Here is a 14214-nt window from a genome sequence, read left to right as displayed (position 1 = left end):
TCAGTTCGCTCCAGAGAACTCGGCGCGGCGGGCGACGATCCAGCGCGCCACGGCGTTGACCGCGAAGGTCACGACGAAGAGGATGAGGCCGGTCGCGATGAGCGTGTTGACGCCCGTGCCGTGCGCCTCGGGGAAGGCGAGGGCGATGTTCGCGGGGATCGGCGTGGGGTTCGTGGCGGTGAGCACCAGGAAGCTCACGACCGCCGAGGGGGAGAGCACCATGGTCACGGCCATGGTCTCGCCCAGGGCCCGCCCGAGCGCGAGCATCGCGGCGGAGACCATGCCGCCGCGGGCGAAGGGCAGCACGGCCATGCGCACCATCTCCCAGCGGGTGGCGCCGAGGGCCAGGGCGGCCTCCTCGTGCAGCTTCGGCGTCTGCAGGAAGACCTCGCGGCAGATGGCGGTCATGATCGGGATGCACATCACGGCGAGGACGAGGGCCGCGGTGAGGATGGTCTTGCCCGTGGCGGAGACCTGACCGCCGAAGAAGGGCACCCAGGAGGCGTTGTCGTTCAGCCAGACGTAGATCGGCTGGAGCAGCGGGGCGAGCACGAGTCCGCCCCACAGGCCGAACACCACGGACGGCACGGCCGCGAGCAGGTCGATGATGTAGCCGAGCACGGCCGCGAGTCGGCGGTGCGCGTAGTGCGAGATGAACAGCGCGATACCGATGGCGATGGGGGCCGCGATGATCAGGGCGATGAACGAAGCCCACAGCGTGCCGAAGACGAGCGGCCAGACATAGGCCCAGAAGGATTCGCCGCGCAGGATGTGGTTGTCGGTGGTGTCGAGCTGGAAGGCCGGAAGGCTCTGGATGATGAGGAACGCGGCGACGAGGGCGAGCACGACGAGGATGATGATCCCCGCTCCGAGTGCGGTGCCGGAGAACACCCGGTCACCGAGTCGCTGCTTGGCCTTGATCGGTGCGGGCGGCGCCGGGGTCGGTGCCGGTGCCGTGGTGGGCTCCTGCGCGGTCGTGCTCATGATCTCCCTGTTTCGGGCCGGGTGGAGATGGATCGGGTGCTGACCCGGCGGAGCCCCCGCGTCCGTGTCGGGACGCGGGGGCACCGTGTCAGCGGATCGGCGGGATCAGCCGACCTGGATCAGGTCGATCGCGGCCTGGACCTGCTCGCGCAGGCCGTCCGAGATCGGGGCGCTGCCGGCGTTCTCCGCGGCGGCGTCCTGGCCCTCGGCGCTCGCGATGTACGTGAAGTAGGCCTTCACGAGCTCCGCGACGTTGCTGTCCTCGTACTGCTCGCAGCCGATGAGGTAGCTGACCAGGGCGATCGGGTAGGCGCCGTCCGCGGCGGAGGCCGGGTCGACGTCGAAGACGAGGTCGCCCTCGCCGCGGCCCTCGGCGAGCGGCGAGGCCTCGACGAGCTTCGCTGCGGCCTCGGCAGAGTAGGGCACGAACTCCTCGCCGACGCCCACGGCGACCTGGCCGAGGCCGTCCGCCTGCGAGGCGTCGAGGAAGCCGATGGCACCGTTGCCGGCGGTGATGGCCTGCTTCACGCCCGAGGTGCCCTGAGCGGCCTCGCCGCCCTGGATCGGCCACTCGTCCGAGACCTCGTAGGTCCACACGTCGGGAGCGGTCGCGCTGAGGTACTTCGCGAAGGTCTCCTGCGTGCCGGAGGGGTCGGAGCGGTGCACGGGCGAGATCGCCAGGTCGGGCAACTCGACGCCCTCGTTGAGAGCGGCGATCGCGGCGTCGTTCCAGTTGGTGATGGTGCCGGCGAAGATGCCCGCGATGGTCGCGGCGTCGAGGTTCAGGGTGTCGATGCCCTCGAGGTTGAACGCGACCGCGACGGGCGAGATGTAGAGCGGGACCTCGACGATGTCGTCGGTCGTGCAGGCGCCGAAGCCGCCGGCGGCGATCTCCTCGTCGTTGAACGCGCGGTCGGAGCCGATGAAGTTGCTGCCGCCCTCGAGGAAGTTCTCGCGGCCCGTGCCGGAGCCGGTGGGCTCGTAGTTGACGGTCACGTCGGGGTTGGCGGTCTGGAACGCGGCGACCCAGGCCTCCTGGGCTGCGGTCTGGGAGGACGCGCCGGTCGCGTCGATCGTGCCGGAGAGCGTGGACTCGCTGGGCTCGTCGGTGGAGCCGCCGGTGCCGCCTTCGTTCGCGGCACAGCCGGCGAGTGCGAGAGCGGCGACGGCGCCGATGGCGCCGATTCGTGCGATTCGGGAGATCTTCACTGTGGATCCTTCGATCGTGGAGGGTTGGGGCCCGGTGCAGGGCACACAGTGACGCTAGGGGCGACGGTTAACGAGACTCTCCCTCGCAGGTGAACGGCAGGTGAACGACCGGAGACGCTCTGGGGGCGATCCCAGGCGCCGCGCGGGCTCGAGCGCCCTCGTTCGCGGGTCGCCGACGTGTCAGACCTTCGGCGCGTGCGTCTCGATCGAGATGATCCCGGAGCCGGGATTCGTGGCGGACACGTGCACGACGGAGAACGCGCCGGTCTCCAGATCGGCGGCGCTGGTCACGTACGAGCCGCGCACGGTGCCGGTGGCGAGGGCGATCTCGGCGAGCAGGGCGGGCAGCACGGGGCCGTGGCTGCACAGCACGGCGGGCTTGCCGGAGCGGATGCGGCGTCCGACGACCGCGCGGAGGTCTGCGGTGCCGTCCTCCCACGCGTCCTGGCTGATCTTCTCCGTCTTCACCGGCTTGCGGTCCAGGGCCTTCGCCAGCGGGGTGACCGTCTGCACGCAGCGCACCGCATCGCTCGTGATGAGCTTGCGCACGCCGAACGCGCGGAGCGGACCCACGATCGCCTTGGCCTGGCGTCGGCCGCGTTCGGTGAGCGGCCGCGCGGAGTCCGCGCCGTCCCACTCCGAGCGGGGGAGGGCCTTCGCGTGGCGGAGCGCGATCACCGGGAAGGTGCGCAGGACGCCGTCGTCGACGAGGGCCGCGAACGCGTCGAGGATCTCGTGGTCGACCGGGTAGCTGAGCGCGGCGCGGGCCTTCTTGACGCTGACCCACTCGAGCGCGGCGATCTCCCGGTTGGGCACGAACGTGGACGCCCGGATGGCCTCGTCGGTCGCCTCGGCCGCCCAGTAGTGCACGACCTTCTGCTTGCGTGAGGCGAGCAGGTAGCGGCTCACCCCCACGGGGACGCCGAGGGCGACGCGGATGCCCGTCTCCTCGTGCACCTCGCGCACGGCCGTCTCCGCGAGCATCTCACCGGGGTCGACCTTGCCCTTGGGGAGCGTGACGTCCCGGTACTTCGTGCGGTGGATCAGCAGGATGCGCAGCTTGCCGTCGACCAGGCGCCACACCACGGCACCCGCGGCGTACACGGCCTTGTCCGCCCACTTGGAGCGGGCGATGTCCTCGGGGAGCTGGAGCTGCCGCGCCGTCATCGGACCGCCCGCGCCCGCCGGCGCCGCTGGATCATGCCCATGGTCTTGTCCTGCAGGTCGACCAGCGGCCTGCCGTCCGCGTTCACGGCGTGGCGCTCCCAGACGCCGTCGGCGCCGAGGTGCCACGACGACGTGCCGTCGTCCATCGCGAGGTCGAAGAACGCCGTGAGCTCCTTGAGGTGCGCGGGGTCGGTCACGCGCACGAGCGCCTCGACGCGACGGTCGAGGTTGCGGTGCATCATGTCGGCGCTGCCGATGTAGACCTGCGGGTCGCCGCCGTTCTCGAACGCGAAGATGCGCGAGTGCTCCAGGTAGCGGCCGAGGATGCTGCGGACGGTGATGTTGTCGCTGATGCCCTCGAGGTCGGTGCGCAGGCTGCAGATGCCCCGCACCCACACGTCGACCTTCACGCCTGCGGCGCTGGCGCGGTACAGGGCGTCGATGATCTCCTCGTCCACCATCGAGTTCACCTTGATGCGGATGTGTGCGGGCACGCCCGCCTCGGCGTTGCGGCGCTCGGCGTCGATCAGGCGGATGAGGCCCTTGCGCAGGTGTAGCGGCGCGACCAGGAGGCGCTTGAACTTCTTCTCGATCGCGTAGCCGCTGAGCTCGTTGAACAGCCGGGTCAGGTCCTTGCCGACCTGGGCGTCGGCGGTGAACAGGCCGAAGTCCTCGTAGATGCGGCTGGTCTTGGGGTTGTAGTTGCCCGTGCCGACGTGGGAGTAGTGCCGCAGCAGGCCGTCCTCCTCGCGGATCACGAGCGCGAGCTTGCAGTGCGTCTTGAGGCCGACCAGCCCGTAGACCACGTGCACGCCGGCCTTCTCCAGCTTGCGTGCCCACACGATGTTGTTCGCCTCGTCGAACCGCGCCTTCACCTCGACCAGGGCGAGCACCTGCTTGCCGGCCTCGGCGGCGTCGATGAGTGCCTGCACGACGGGGCTGTCGCCCGAGGTGCGGTACAGCGTCTGCTTGATCGCCAGCACGTGCGGGTCTCGCGCCGCCTGCTCCAGGAACGCCTGCACGCTGGTCGTGAACGACTCGTAGGGGTGGTGCACGAGCACGTCGGACTTGCGGATGGCCTTGAAGATGTCGGCCCGGTTGCTCGATCCCGCCGGCTGGAACGCCACCGCGGTCGTGGGCAGGTGCGGCGGGTAGCGCAGGTCGGGACGATCGATGCGTGACAGGTCGAACAGGCCCCGCAGGTCGAGCGGTCCGGGAAGGCGGTAGACCTCCAGATCGGTGATGTCGAGCTCGCGCACGAGCAGGTCCATCGTGACGTCGTCCATGTCGTCGGTGATCTCGAGGCGGATGGGCGGGCCGAACCGGCGGCGCAGCAGCTCCGCCTCCAGCGCCTGGATGAGATTCTCGCTCTCGTCCTCCTCGATCTCCACGTCCTCGTTGCGGGTGAGGCGGAACGCGTGGTGGTCGAGCACCTCCATCCCGGGGAACAGGTCGCCGAGGTGGTTGGCGATCAGCTCTTCCAGGCGCAGGAAGCGCTTGATCTCCCCGGTGGACGGCACCTCGACGAAGCGCGGCAGCATCGGCGGCACCTTGAGACGGGCGAACTCCTGACGGCCCGTGCGGGCGTTGCGGATGCGGATCGCGAGGTTCAGCGACAGCCCGGAGATGTAGGGGAACGGGTGAGCGGGGTCGACCGCCAGCGGCATGAGCACGGGGAAGACCTGCGCGCCGAAGTAGTCGGACAGCGCGCTGCGCTCCTCGTCGGTGAGGTCGGACCACTCGGTGATCTCGATGCCGGAGTCGGCGAGAGCGGGACGCACCAGGTTGGTCCACGCGGCCGCGTGCCGCAGCTGCAGCGCGTGTGCTTCGCGCGAGATGTCGGCCAGGGCGTCGACGGGGGAGCGGCCGATGTTGGTCGGCACCGCGAGGCCGGTCATGATGCGGCGCTTGAGGCCGGCGACGCGCACCATGAAGAACTCGTCGAGGTTGCTCGCGAAGATCGCCAGGAAGTTCGCGCGCTCCAGCTCGGGCAACGTCGGATCCTCGGCGAGCTCGAGCACACGCTGGTTGAACGCGAGCCAGCTCAGCTCGCGGTCCAGGTACCGGTGGTCGGGCAGTTGCGAGTCCGGGGACTCCACGGCATCGAAGTCGTCGTCTTCGGCGTCACCGAGGCCGGCGTCGGCGAGTGCGGGATCGATCATGGGGTACATCTAAGCACCGGGAGGTGTCGGGCGTGTGAACGCCGGTCACCCCGTGCCGACGAGGCTCTCGTCGTCGTACACGTTGAAGCGGTACCCGACGTTGCGGACCGTGCCGATGATCTGCTCCTGGTCGCCGAGCTTCGCCCTGAGCCGTCGCACGTGCACGTCGACCGTGCGGGTGCCGCCGAAGTAGTCGTAGCCCCATACCTCGCTGAGCAGCTGCTCGCGCGTGAACACCCGCGACGGGTGCGTGGCCAGGAAGTGCAGGAGCTGGAACTCCTTGTAGGTGAGGTCGAGGGGCTTGCCGTGCAGCTTGGCCGAGTACGACTGCTCGTCGATCGTGACGCCGGAGGCCTGCACGCGCGCGGGCTCGGACACCTCGTCGCGGCGGGCGATGGCGAGCCGGACGCGGGCGTCGATCTCGGCGGGGCCGGCCGTCGCGAGCAGCACGTCGTCGATGCCCCAGTCGCCGGAGAGCGCGCTCATGCCGCCCTCCGTGACGACGAGGAGGAGCGGGGCCTGCTGGCCGGTGGCGCGCAGCAGCCGGCACAGCGACTTCGCTCCGACCAGGTCGTGGCGGCCGTCGACCACCGCCACGTCGTACTCCGGAGCGTTCACGAGCTGCGCCGGTTCGGCCGGGATCTGGCGGGTGCGATGGCTGAGCAGCTCCAGCGCGGGAAGCACCTGCTCCGAGAGGGGAGCGTTGGTCAGAACCAGCACCAGGGCCACGCGCACTCCTCACCGGCGGGGGGTTCGACGCCGTGCCGCCATGATAGCGGCCGTGGATGCGCAAGAATGGAGACATGTCAGAACCCGCCCTCGCTCCGCGCAACGCCTTCACCGGCGTGATCGTGGTGTGGGCGGTGGCCTTCGTCGGCACGATCCTGATCGGCATCTTCGCTGCGGAGGAGTGGCGCATCCCCTGGATGCTCGTCGGGTTCGGTGCCGTCGTCCTGATCTCCTTCGCGGTGCAGCTCTGGTACGGCCGCACGCAGGGGTTCATCTTCCGCGTGGCGAGCAGCGTCACCGGCGCCCTGCTGCTGATGGGGGTCATCTCGGTCGGGTTCGGGCTGGCGGCGCTCATCCCGTCCTGACGCCGATCCGGCGCGGTATGGTGGATCCATGGACATCATGGCGCTCGAAATCTTCTTCATCGGCCTCCTGGGCCTCGCGAGCCTGGCGATCGTCTTCGTGTCGGCCGTGGTGCTGCGCAACCTCTTCCGCGGTCAGCGCTGACGAGATCGTGATCGAGCTCCCGACCGACCTTCCCGCCGATCTCGTTCCGCTCTCGTGGCTGATCGGGGTCTGGGAGGGCACCGGCGTGATCGAGTACCCGGTCGGCGAGGAGCGTCTGCAGGGCGAGTTCACCCACCGCGTCAGCTTCAGCCATGACGGTGGCCCCTTCCTCAACTACGCCGCGACCGCCACCTTCACCGGCGAAGACCAGTCGGCGTCGATTCCCCTGACCGCCGAGTCCGGCTTCTGGCGCCTCGCGCGCCCGGCTGCCGCATCCGATGCGGGACCCGCGCTGCTGCCGCCGACCGTCGCGCCGGTCGTCCGCACGGTCGACGACGTGGAGGAGCTCCGCGGACCGAACGGCGCGTTCCCGCTCGAGGTCTCGATCGCCCGCTCCGACGGCATGCTCGAGTTCTACCTCGGCGAGATCAACGGCCCGCGCGTCGACCTGGCGTCCGACGCGATCGTGCGCGGAGCGGGGACCAAGGAGTACGGCTCGGCCTCGCGCATGTACGGCCTGGTCGACGGCCACCTGCTGTGGGCCTGGGACATCGCCGCGCTCGGCACACCGCTGCGCGCGCACGCCTCGGCCCGCCTCGCGCGGGTGTGAACGGAGAGGGGCGAGCAGGCATGGGCGGGTTCGACGAGCGGAACGGGGCCGTCCTCGGCGACGGGGGCGTGGCGCACTTCGGCGATCCCTTCCGCGAGCAGCGCTGGCTGGCGGCGGGCGAGGCGCTGGTCCCGCTGGACGACCGCGCCGTCATCGAAGTGGCGGGCCCCGAGCGTCTCGGCTGGCTCGACTCCATCACGTCGCAGGCCGTCGGGCGACTCGCACCGGGCGAGAGCACCGAGCTGCTGGTGCTCGATCCCCAGGGGCGGGTGGAGCACGCCGCCGGTGTCGTCGACGACGGCTCCGCGACCTGGCTCATCGTCGATGCCGCCGACGCGGAGGCACTGGCTGGCTGGCTCACCCGCATGAAGTTCCGCACCCAGGCCACGGTCGAGGTGCGCGACGATGTGGCGCTGCTGGGCTTCGTCGACGCCGGCGCGGCGTCCGAGCGGATCCGCACCATCGACGGCGCCCTCGTGTGGGCGGACCCCTGGCAGCGCGTCAGCGCAGGCGGGTATCAGTACGCCGCGACCGCCGAGCACCCCGGGGTCGACCTGGCCTGGCGCATCGCCATCGTCCCGAGCGGCAGCGTGCCCGCGCTCGCCGCGACCCTCGACGACGGCGAGGTCGCCGGACTGCTGGCCGCGGAGGCTCTGCGCATCGCCGCGTGGCGACCGCGGTGGGCGTCCGAGGTCGATGAGCGGTCGCTGCCGCACGAGTCCGACTGGCTGCGCAGCGCGGTGCACCTCGACAAGGGCTGCTACCGCGGGCAGGAGACCGTGTCGAAGGTGCACAACCTCGGTCATCCGCCTCGGCGGCTCGCCGCGCTGCACCTCGACGGCAGCGACGCAGTGCTCCCCGAGCCCGGCGCTCCGGTCTTCGCGGGCGACGACGAGGTGGGGCACATCACCTCGGTCGCGCGACACCACGAGGAGGGCCCCATCGCGCTCGCGATCCTGTCGCGCCGCGCCCCGGTCGGGGACCTGGTCGTGCGCTCCGAGGGCGTCGACATCGCGGCGTCGCAGCAGGTCATCGTCCCCGCAGACGCGGGCGCCACGGCGGAGGTGCCCCGCCTGACGCGGTTGTCGCGCCGCCCGACCGCGCCGGACCCGCGCCGCACCTCGCCGTCCGCCTGAGCGGGCGTCCCGGCGTCAGGTCGTGCGCGGGGCGACCGCGTCCCACGGCAGCGTGAGCTCGCCGAGACGCCAGCGCGTGCGGCCGCCCTGCACGGGCCACCCCTGGTCGCGCAGCGCGGACACGGCCGCGAGGAACCGCTGCGTGGCGCCGAAGGTCGACAGGGGAGCCGCGCGGTCCCACTCCCGATCGAGCTCGGTGAGCAGCGCGTGGATGCGCTCGCCGGGGACGTTGCGATGGATCAGCGCCTTGGGCAGCCGCTCCGCGACGATGCTCGGACGCTCGAGTCCCTCCAGTCGCAGCGAGATCGTGAGGCGCAGCGCCGATCCATCCCGGTCCACGTCGACCCAGCTGGCGATGCGGCCGATCTCGTCGCACGTCCCCTCCACGAGCAAGCCGCCGGGGGCGAGGCGCGCCGCCATCGTGCGCCACGCAGCGGGGACCTCGGCCTCGTCGTACTGCCGGAGCACGTTCATGGCGCGGATCACGGCGGCACGGCGGTCGCCCGGCAGCGGCACCTCGAAGCCCCCGCGCGCGAACGACACCCGCAGATCGGGCGGGAATCCCGCCCGACCCGCCCGGACCTCGGCGAGCTGTCGCGTGGCCGTGGCGACGCGCGCCGGATCGATCTCCAGGCCGAGCACCTCCGCGTCGGGACGGACCCGGCGCAGGCGCGCGGCGAGCTCGAGCGCCGTGACCCCGCTGGCGCCGTAGCCGAGGTCGACCACGAGCGGATCATCCGCGCGACGCAACGCGGTGCTCGCGGCGATCCAGCGGTCGTTGCGGCGCAGCCGGTTGGTCCCGGTCGTGCCACGGGTCGGCTGGCCGAGCGGAGATGACGCCATGCGTCCATCCTCTCCCGTGCCCGGCGCAGTCCGATCCACGGCCGCGGATAAACTGGCCGCATGACTGCGAAGCGCACCCTGATCCTGCTCCGCCACGGCCAGAGCGAGTGGAACGAACTGAACCTCTTCACCGGCTGGGTGGACGTCCGCCTGACCGAGCAGGGCAAGGGCGAGGCCCGTCGCGGCGGTGAGCTGCTCGCCGAGTCCGGCATCCTCCCCGACGTGCTGCACACCTCGCTGCTGAGCCGAGCGATCCAGACCGCCGACATCGCGCTGGACGCGGCCGACCGGCTGTGGATCCCGGTCACGCGCTCGTGGCGACTCAACGAGCGGCATTACGGCGCGCTGCAGGGCAAGGACAAGGCGCAGACGCTGGAGGAGTTCGGTCCAGAGCAGTTCCAGCTGTGGCGCCGTTCGTTCGACGTGCCGCCGCCCCCGCTCGACGACGCGAGCGAGTTCAGCCAGGTGAACGACCCCCGGTACGCGCACATCGATGGTGAGGTGCCCCGCACGGAGTCGCTCAAGCTCGTGATCGACCGCCTGCTGCCCTACTGGGAGACCGCGATCGTGCCCGACCTCGAGGCAGGCAAGACGGTGCTGGTCACCGCGCACGGGAACTCGCTGCGCGGGCTCGTGAAGCACCTCGAGGGCATCAGCGACGACGACATCGCCGGACTCAACATCCCCACCGGCATCCCGCTGGTCTACGAGCTCGACGAGAACAACGCGCCCACCGGCCCCGGCCGCTACCTCGACCCCGAGGCCGCCGCCGCCGGTGCCGCCGCCGTGGCCGCGCAGGGCAAGAAGTAACGCGCACGCCCCGACGCGAGAGACCCCCTGCCGCCGATCGGCGCAGGGGGTCTCTCGCGTACGACGGGCGACGCGTCAGGCGTGTCCGAGCTCCTGCTGCTCCACGGCGAGGGCGATGTCCTCCTCCTCGACGTGCCAGTCGCCCGTCGCCAGGTACACGACCTTCTTCGCGACGGCGACCGCGTGGTCGGCGAAGCGCTCGTGGTAGCGGCTGGCCAGCGTGGCGTCGACGGTGGCGACCGCCTCGCCCTTCCAGTTGTCGCTGAGCACCTTCTCGAACACGCTGGCGTGCAGCTCGTCCACGTCGTCGTCGGCGTTGCGGATCTGGTCGGCGAACTTCAGGTCCTGGGTGCGCAGCAGCTCGGCGAGCGTGCGCGAGATCTCGACGTCGAGCTCGCCCATCCGCACGAAGGTGCCCTTGAGGCCCTTCGGGATGGCGCGCTCGGGGAAGCGCAGCCGCGCCAGCTGCGCGATGTGCTCGGACATGTCGCCCATGCGCTCCAGGGAGGCGCTCACGCGCAGCGCGGTGACGACGATGCGCAGGTCGCGCGCGACCGGCTGCTGGCGGGCGAGGATCTCGATGGCCTGCTCGTCGAGCGCGACGGCCAGCTCGTCGATCTTCGCGTCATCGGCGATGACCTCCTCGGCCAGGGCGACGTCGCTGGTGGCGAACGCGCGCGTCGCCTTGTCGATCGAGACGGTGACGAGGTCGGCGATCTCGACGAGGCGGGACTGCAGGTCCTCGAGGGACTGGTGGAAGACTTCGCGCATGGGGGCGCAACCTTTCGTTCGGATCTCTGCTGAGTCGTCAGCGCGAGGCGGCGGGGCGTCCGCACGAGTTCGGGCCTGTGCGCAGGCCTGAATCGATTGTCTGCTCCGAAGGTTAACGAACGGTGCCCAGCGAGTGAATAGTACGTCTCGCCTCCCCGTCACGGCGCGGAAACCCGCCGGACGGGCGGTGAACGCGCTCTACGCTGGAGTCATGACCCTGCCGCAGCTCGCGCTGTCCTCCCTTGCCATCGGGCTGGTGATCGGCGTCGGGATGTCGCTCCTGGTCGTCTGGGCCTACCGGGCGAGGGCGCGTGCGGAGGAGGAGACGTCGACGTCGATCCCGCAGGGGATCACGGATGTGCTCGGCAGCATGGACGACGCGGCCTGCGTCGTCGACGCCTCGGGACTCGTGCTCGCGACCTCGCGGGCGGCGGCGCGGTTCGGCATCGAGGTCGGCTCCACACTGGAGAACCCGGAGCTGCGGCAGCTGGTGCGCGGCGTGCGCGCCTCGGGCGACACGGCGATGGAGTCGCTGCGCATCACTCGCGGAGGGCTCAGCCTCGATCCGCGCCTGGTGTCGGCACGGGCGAGTGCGATCGGGGCGCGCCTGGTGCTGCTGATCGTGCGGGATGTCACCGAGCAGGAGCGCCTGGACCAGATGCGTCGGGACTTCGTGGCGAACACGAGTCATGAGCTCAAGACCCCGGTGGGGGCGGTGAGCCTGCTCGCGGAGGCGATCGAGTCCGCCGCCGACGATCCCGCACAGGTGCGCGTCTTCGCGTCGCGCATCTCGGCGGAGGCCAACCGGCTCGGACAGCTCACCGGCCGCATAATGAGCCTGTCCCGCCTGCAGGCGGAGGACGGCCTGACGGAGGTCGGACCCGTCTCGATCGATGAGGTCATCGCCTCGTCCATCGAGGCGCACGTCGTGCAGGCCGATTCGGCGGGGGTGGAGCTTGCACGCGGGGGCGACCGCGGCGTGTGGGTGCGCGGCGACGCGCAGATCCTCATCGAGGCGGTGGGCAACCTGATCGCCAACGCGATCGTGTACTCCCCGCGCGGCTCGCGCGTGGGTGTGGGGGTGCGGGCCGACGACGACGTGGTCGAGATCGCCGTGTCCGATCAGGGCATCGGGATCGCGGAGGCCGACAGGGAGCGGATCTTCGAGCGCTTCTACCGTGCGGACGAGGCGCGCTCGCGCCGCACCGGCGGCACAGGGCTCGGACTGTCGATCGTGAAGCACGCCACGCAGCGCCACGGCGGCGAGGTGCGCCTGTGGTCCCGGCCGGGCCGTGGCTCCACCTTCACGATCCGTCTTCCGCAGATCGCCGCGCCGGCGAACGCCGATCGTGACAAGAAGAACAAGAAGAAGCGTGCGCGGAAAGCGGCCAGGTCGGCCGGCTCGCGCGTCCGAAACGGAGAGACCGCATGACCCGCATCCTTCTCGTCGAAGACGAGCCCGACCTCGCTGATCCCCTCGCGTATCTGCTGCGCCGCGAGGGGTACGAGGTGGAGATCGCCGAGGACGGTCCCGGTGCGATGGCGGCGTTCCGGGAGCGCGGTGCCGACATCGTGCTGCTGGACCTGATGCTGCCGGGGATGCCCGGCACCGAGGTGTGTCGTCAGATCCGGTCGACGTCGGCCATCCCGATCATCATGCTGACCGCGAAGGACTCCGAGGTCGACATCGTGGTGGGGCTCGAACTGGGCGCCGACGACTACATCACCAAGCCGTACTCGTCGCGGGAGCTGCTGGCCAGGATGCGGGCCGTTCTGCGTCGGGTCGTCCAGGCCGAGGGTGAGCTCGACGAGAGGGTGCTCGAGGGCGGACGCGTGTCGCTCGACATCGATCGCCACACGGTGTCGGTCGCGGGGGAGCAGATCAACATGCCGCTGAAGGAGTTCGAGCTCCTCGAGGTCCTGATGCGCAACTCCGGGCGCGTGCTCACGCGGGGGCAGCTGATCGACCGGGTGTGGGGGAGCGACTACTTCGGTGACACGAAGACGCTCGACGTGCACATCAAGCGGATCCGGTCCCGCATCGAGGAGAACCCGAGCGAGCCCGTGATGCTCGTGACCGTGCGCGGTCTCGGCTACCGCTTCGAGGGCTGACGACCGGGGACGCGAAGAGGCCGGCACCCGTGGGTGCCGGCCTCGTGCGTTCGTGCGGTGTCAGTCGCCCTCGGGCGCGAGGTCCGAGTAGTAGGGGAGGGTGCCGTCGAGCACGGGCACCGCGGTCGTGACGCCGGCCGAGTCGCCGGACTGGAAGTGGATGTCGACCGTGGCGCCGGGCTTCGTGTCGAGCCCGACGATGCGCAGCGGCTCCTCGTCGGAGCCGAGGCTGATGGTCTGGCCGGCGGAGACGGTGACCGTGAACGGGTCGACGCCCTCCAGGGTGATGGTGAGGGTGGCGCGGTCCTGCGTCGGGTTGACGATCGCGCCGACGAAGTTGCCGACGGAGCCGTCTTCGTTCGCGATGACCAGGGCGTTCCGCACGTCGATCGGGCCGTCCTTGTCGGAGACGTTCACGCCGTCGGAGGCCGCGTACTCGATCTTGGTCGACTGCGGCGTGATGAACGTGCACCCGGTCGCGCCGAGCAGAACGAGGGCGCTGATGGCGGCAGACGCGACAAGGCGCGATTTCACGGGTCCTCCTGAGGTCCGGCGGGGTATCCGTACCCATTCTATGGGTATGTGTCAGCGGGGCGTGGACGAGGAAGCGCGAACCTTAGCGCATATCCCCTGTGGTATCCTTGAGGTTGCCGAAAGGACATGTTTTTATGCTTTTTGAGGTTGGCGAGACCGTCGTCTATCCGCACCATGGCGCTGCGACCATCATCGAGGTCAAGGAACGCGTCATCAAGGGCGAGACGAAGAAGTACCTGAAGCTCAACGTCACGCAGGGCGATCTCATCATCGAGGTCCCGGCCGAGAATGTCGACCTGGTCGGCGTTCGCGACGTGATCGGCAAGGAGGGCCTCGATCACGTGTTCGAGGTGCTGCGCGCTCCCTTCACGGAGGAGCCCACCAACTGGTCCCGCCGCTACAAGGCGAACCTGGAGAAACTCGCCTCCGGCGATGTCATCAAGGTGAGCGAGGTCGTGCGCGACCTGTGGCGTCGCGACCAGGACCGCGGGCTTTCCGCCGGCGAGAAGCGGATGCTGGCGAAGGCTCGTCAGATCCTCATCTCGGAGCTGGCGCTGGCAGAGAAGATCGACGAGGACAAGGCGGGCACCCTGCTCGACGAGGTCCTCGCCTCCTGACTTCTTCACGACGAAAGGCGGGT

Annotated in this window: 15 protein-coding genes; 7 read left to right on the top strand and 8 right to left on the bottom strand. The window is 70.3% G+C overall.

Annotated features, from left to right (window positions below; translation table 11 throughout):
* From pstC to ACWGQ1_RS01850, 5 genes are all read right to left on the bottom strand, one after another.
* Positions 1–984, bottom strand: a complete 984-nt coding sequence (gene pstC, locus ACWGQ1_RS01870) for a phosphate ABC transporter permease subunit PstC (protein ID WP_136031470.1) — start codon at positions 982–984, stop codon at positions 1–3.
* A 105-nt stretch (positions 985–1089) separates the two neighbouring features.
* Entirely contained in the window at positions 1090–2193 is a 1104-nt protein-coding gene (locus ACWGQ1_RS01865) for a phosphate ABC transporter substrate-binding protein PstS (protein WP_136031472.1), read from the bottom strand.
* A gap of 180 nt (positions 2194–2373) precedes the next feature.
* Positions 2374–3360, bottom strand: a complete 987-nt coding sequence (locus ACWGQ1_RS01860; RefSeq protein ID WP_452312242.1) for an NUDIX domain-containing protein — start codon at positions 3358–3360, stop codon at positions 2374–2376.
* Positions 3357–5522: an RNA degradosome polyphosphate kinase gene (locus ACWGQ1_RS01855; RefSeq protein ID WP_136031477.1), complete on the bottom strand. Its 2166-nt coding sequence runs from the start codon at positions 5520–5522 to the stop codon at positions 3357–3359. Before ACWGQ1_RS01855 ends, ACWGQ1_RS01860 begins: the two co-directional genes overlap by 4 nt.
* 45 nt (positions 5523–5567) lie before the next feature.
* Positions 5568–6251, bottom strand: a complete 684-nt coding sequence (locus tag ACWGQ1_RS01850) for a winged helix-turn-helix transcriptional regulator (RefSeq protein ID WP_136031479.1) — start codon at positions 6249–6251, stop codon at positions 5568–5570.
* A 74-nt stretch (positions 6252–6325) separates the two neighbouring features.
* On the opposite strand from ACWGQ1_RS01850, the gene ACWGQ1_RS01845 reads away from it, so the two are divergent.
* From ACWGQ1_RS01845 to ygfZ, 3 genes are all read left to right on the top strand, one after another.
* Positions 6326–6616, top strand: a complete 291-nt coding sequence (locus ACWGQ1_RS01845) for a hypothetical protein (protein ID WP_168387152.1) — start codon at positions 6326–6328, stop codon at positions 6614–6616.
* Positions 6617–6765: 149 nt separating this feature from the next.
* A complete protein-coding gene (locus ACWGQ1_RS01840; RefSeq protein ID WP_136031483.1) occupies positions 6766–7368 on the top strand; it encodes a nitrobindin family protein in 603 nt (200 codons plus the stop codon).
* 20 nt (positions 7369–7388) lie between these two features.
* Complete coding sequence (gene ygfZ / locus ACWGQ1_RS01835; protein WP_247982023.1) at positions 7389–8504, top strand: CAF17-like 4Fe-4S cluster assembly/insertion protein YgfZ; 1116 nt, start codon at positions 7389–7391, stop codon at positions 8502–8504.
* Between the two features lie 15 nt (positions 8505–8519).
* Here the strand turns inward: ygfZ and ACWGQ1_RS01830 are convergent, their stop codons facing one another.
* Positions 8520–9347 carry a class I SAM-dependent methyltransferase gene (locus ACWGQ1_RS01830; RefSeq protein WP_452312241.1) on the bottom strand — a complete coding sequence of 276 codons (828 nt, stop codon included), beginning with the start codon at positions 9345–9347 and terminating at the stop codon, positions 8520–8522.
* A 60-nt stretch (positions 9348–9407) separates the two neighbouring features.
* Between ACWGQ1_RS01830 and ACWGQ1_RS01825 the strand changes: the two genes are divergently transcribed.
* Entirely contained in the window at positions 9408–10157 is a 750-nt protein-coding gene (locus ACWGQ1_RS01825) for a phosphoglyceromutase (RefSeq protein WP_136045551.1), read from the top strand.
* A 75-nt stretch (positions 10158–10232) separates the two neighbouring features.
* Here the strand turns inward: ACWGQ1_RS01825 and phoU are convergent, their stop codons facing one another.
* Entirely contained in the window at positions 10233–10928 is a 696-nt protein-coding gene (gene phoU, locus ACWGQ1_RS01820) for a phosphate signaling complex protein PhoU (RefSeq protein ID WP_136031489.1), read from the bottom strand.
* 211 nt (positions 10929–11139) lie between these two features.
* On the opposite strand from phoU, the gene ACWGQ1_RS01815 reads away from it, so the two are divergent.
* Both ACWGQ1_RS01815 and ACWGQ1_RS01810 read left to right on the top strand, forming a co-directional pair.
* Complete coding sequence (locus ACWGQ1_RS01815; RefSeq protein ID WP_136031490.1) at positions 11140–12360, top strand: sensor histidine kinase; 1221 nt, start codon at positions 11140–11142, stop codon at positions 12358–12360.
* Positions 12357–13040 (top strand): response regulator transcription factor, encoded by a 684-nt coding sequence (locus tag ACWGQ1_RS01810; RefSeq protein WP_136031492.1) that lies wholly within the window; start codon positions 12357–12359, stop codon positions 13038–13040. Before ACWGQ1_RS01815 ends, ACWGQ1_RS01810 begins: the two co-directional genes overlap by 4 nt.
* A gap of 60 nt (positions 13041–13100) precedes the next feature.
* On the opposite strand, the gene ACWGQ1_RS01805 is transcribed toward ACWGQ1_RS01810, so the two are convergent.
* The gene (locus ACWGQ1_RS01805) at positions 13101–13574 is read right to left on the bottom strand and encodes a DNA modification methylase (protein ID WP_136031494.1); all 474 of its coding nucleotides are present in this window, start codon (positions 13572–13574) and stop codon (positions 13101–13103) included.
* A gap of 134 nt (positions 13575–13708) precedes the next feature.
* On the opposite strand from ACWGQ1_RS01805, the gene ACWGQ1_RS01800 reads away from it, so the two are divergent.
* Positions 13709–14191, top strand: a complete 483-nt coding sequence (locus tag ACWGQ1_RS01800; protein WP_136031496.1) for a CarD family transcriptional regulator — start codon at positions 13709–13711, stop codon at positions 14189–14191.
* The last annotated feature ends 23 nt before the right edge of the window (positions 14192–14214 follow it).

The sequence above is a fragment of the Microbacterium sp. NPDC055599 genome (genome assembly GCF_053618975.1).
This window is presented reverse-complemented; position numbering and strand designations above follow the sequence as displayed.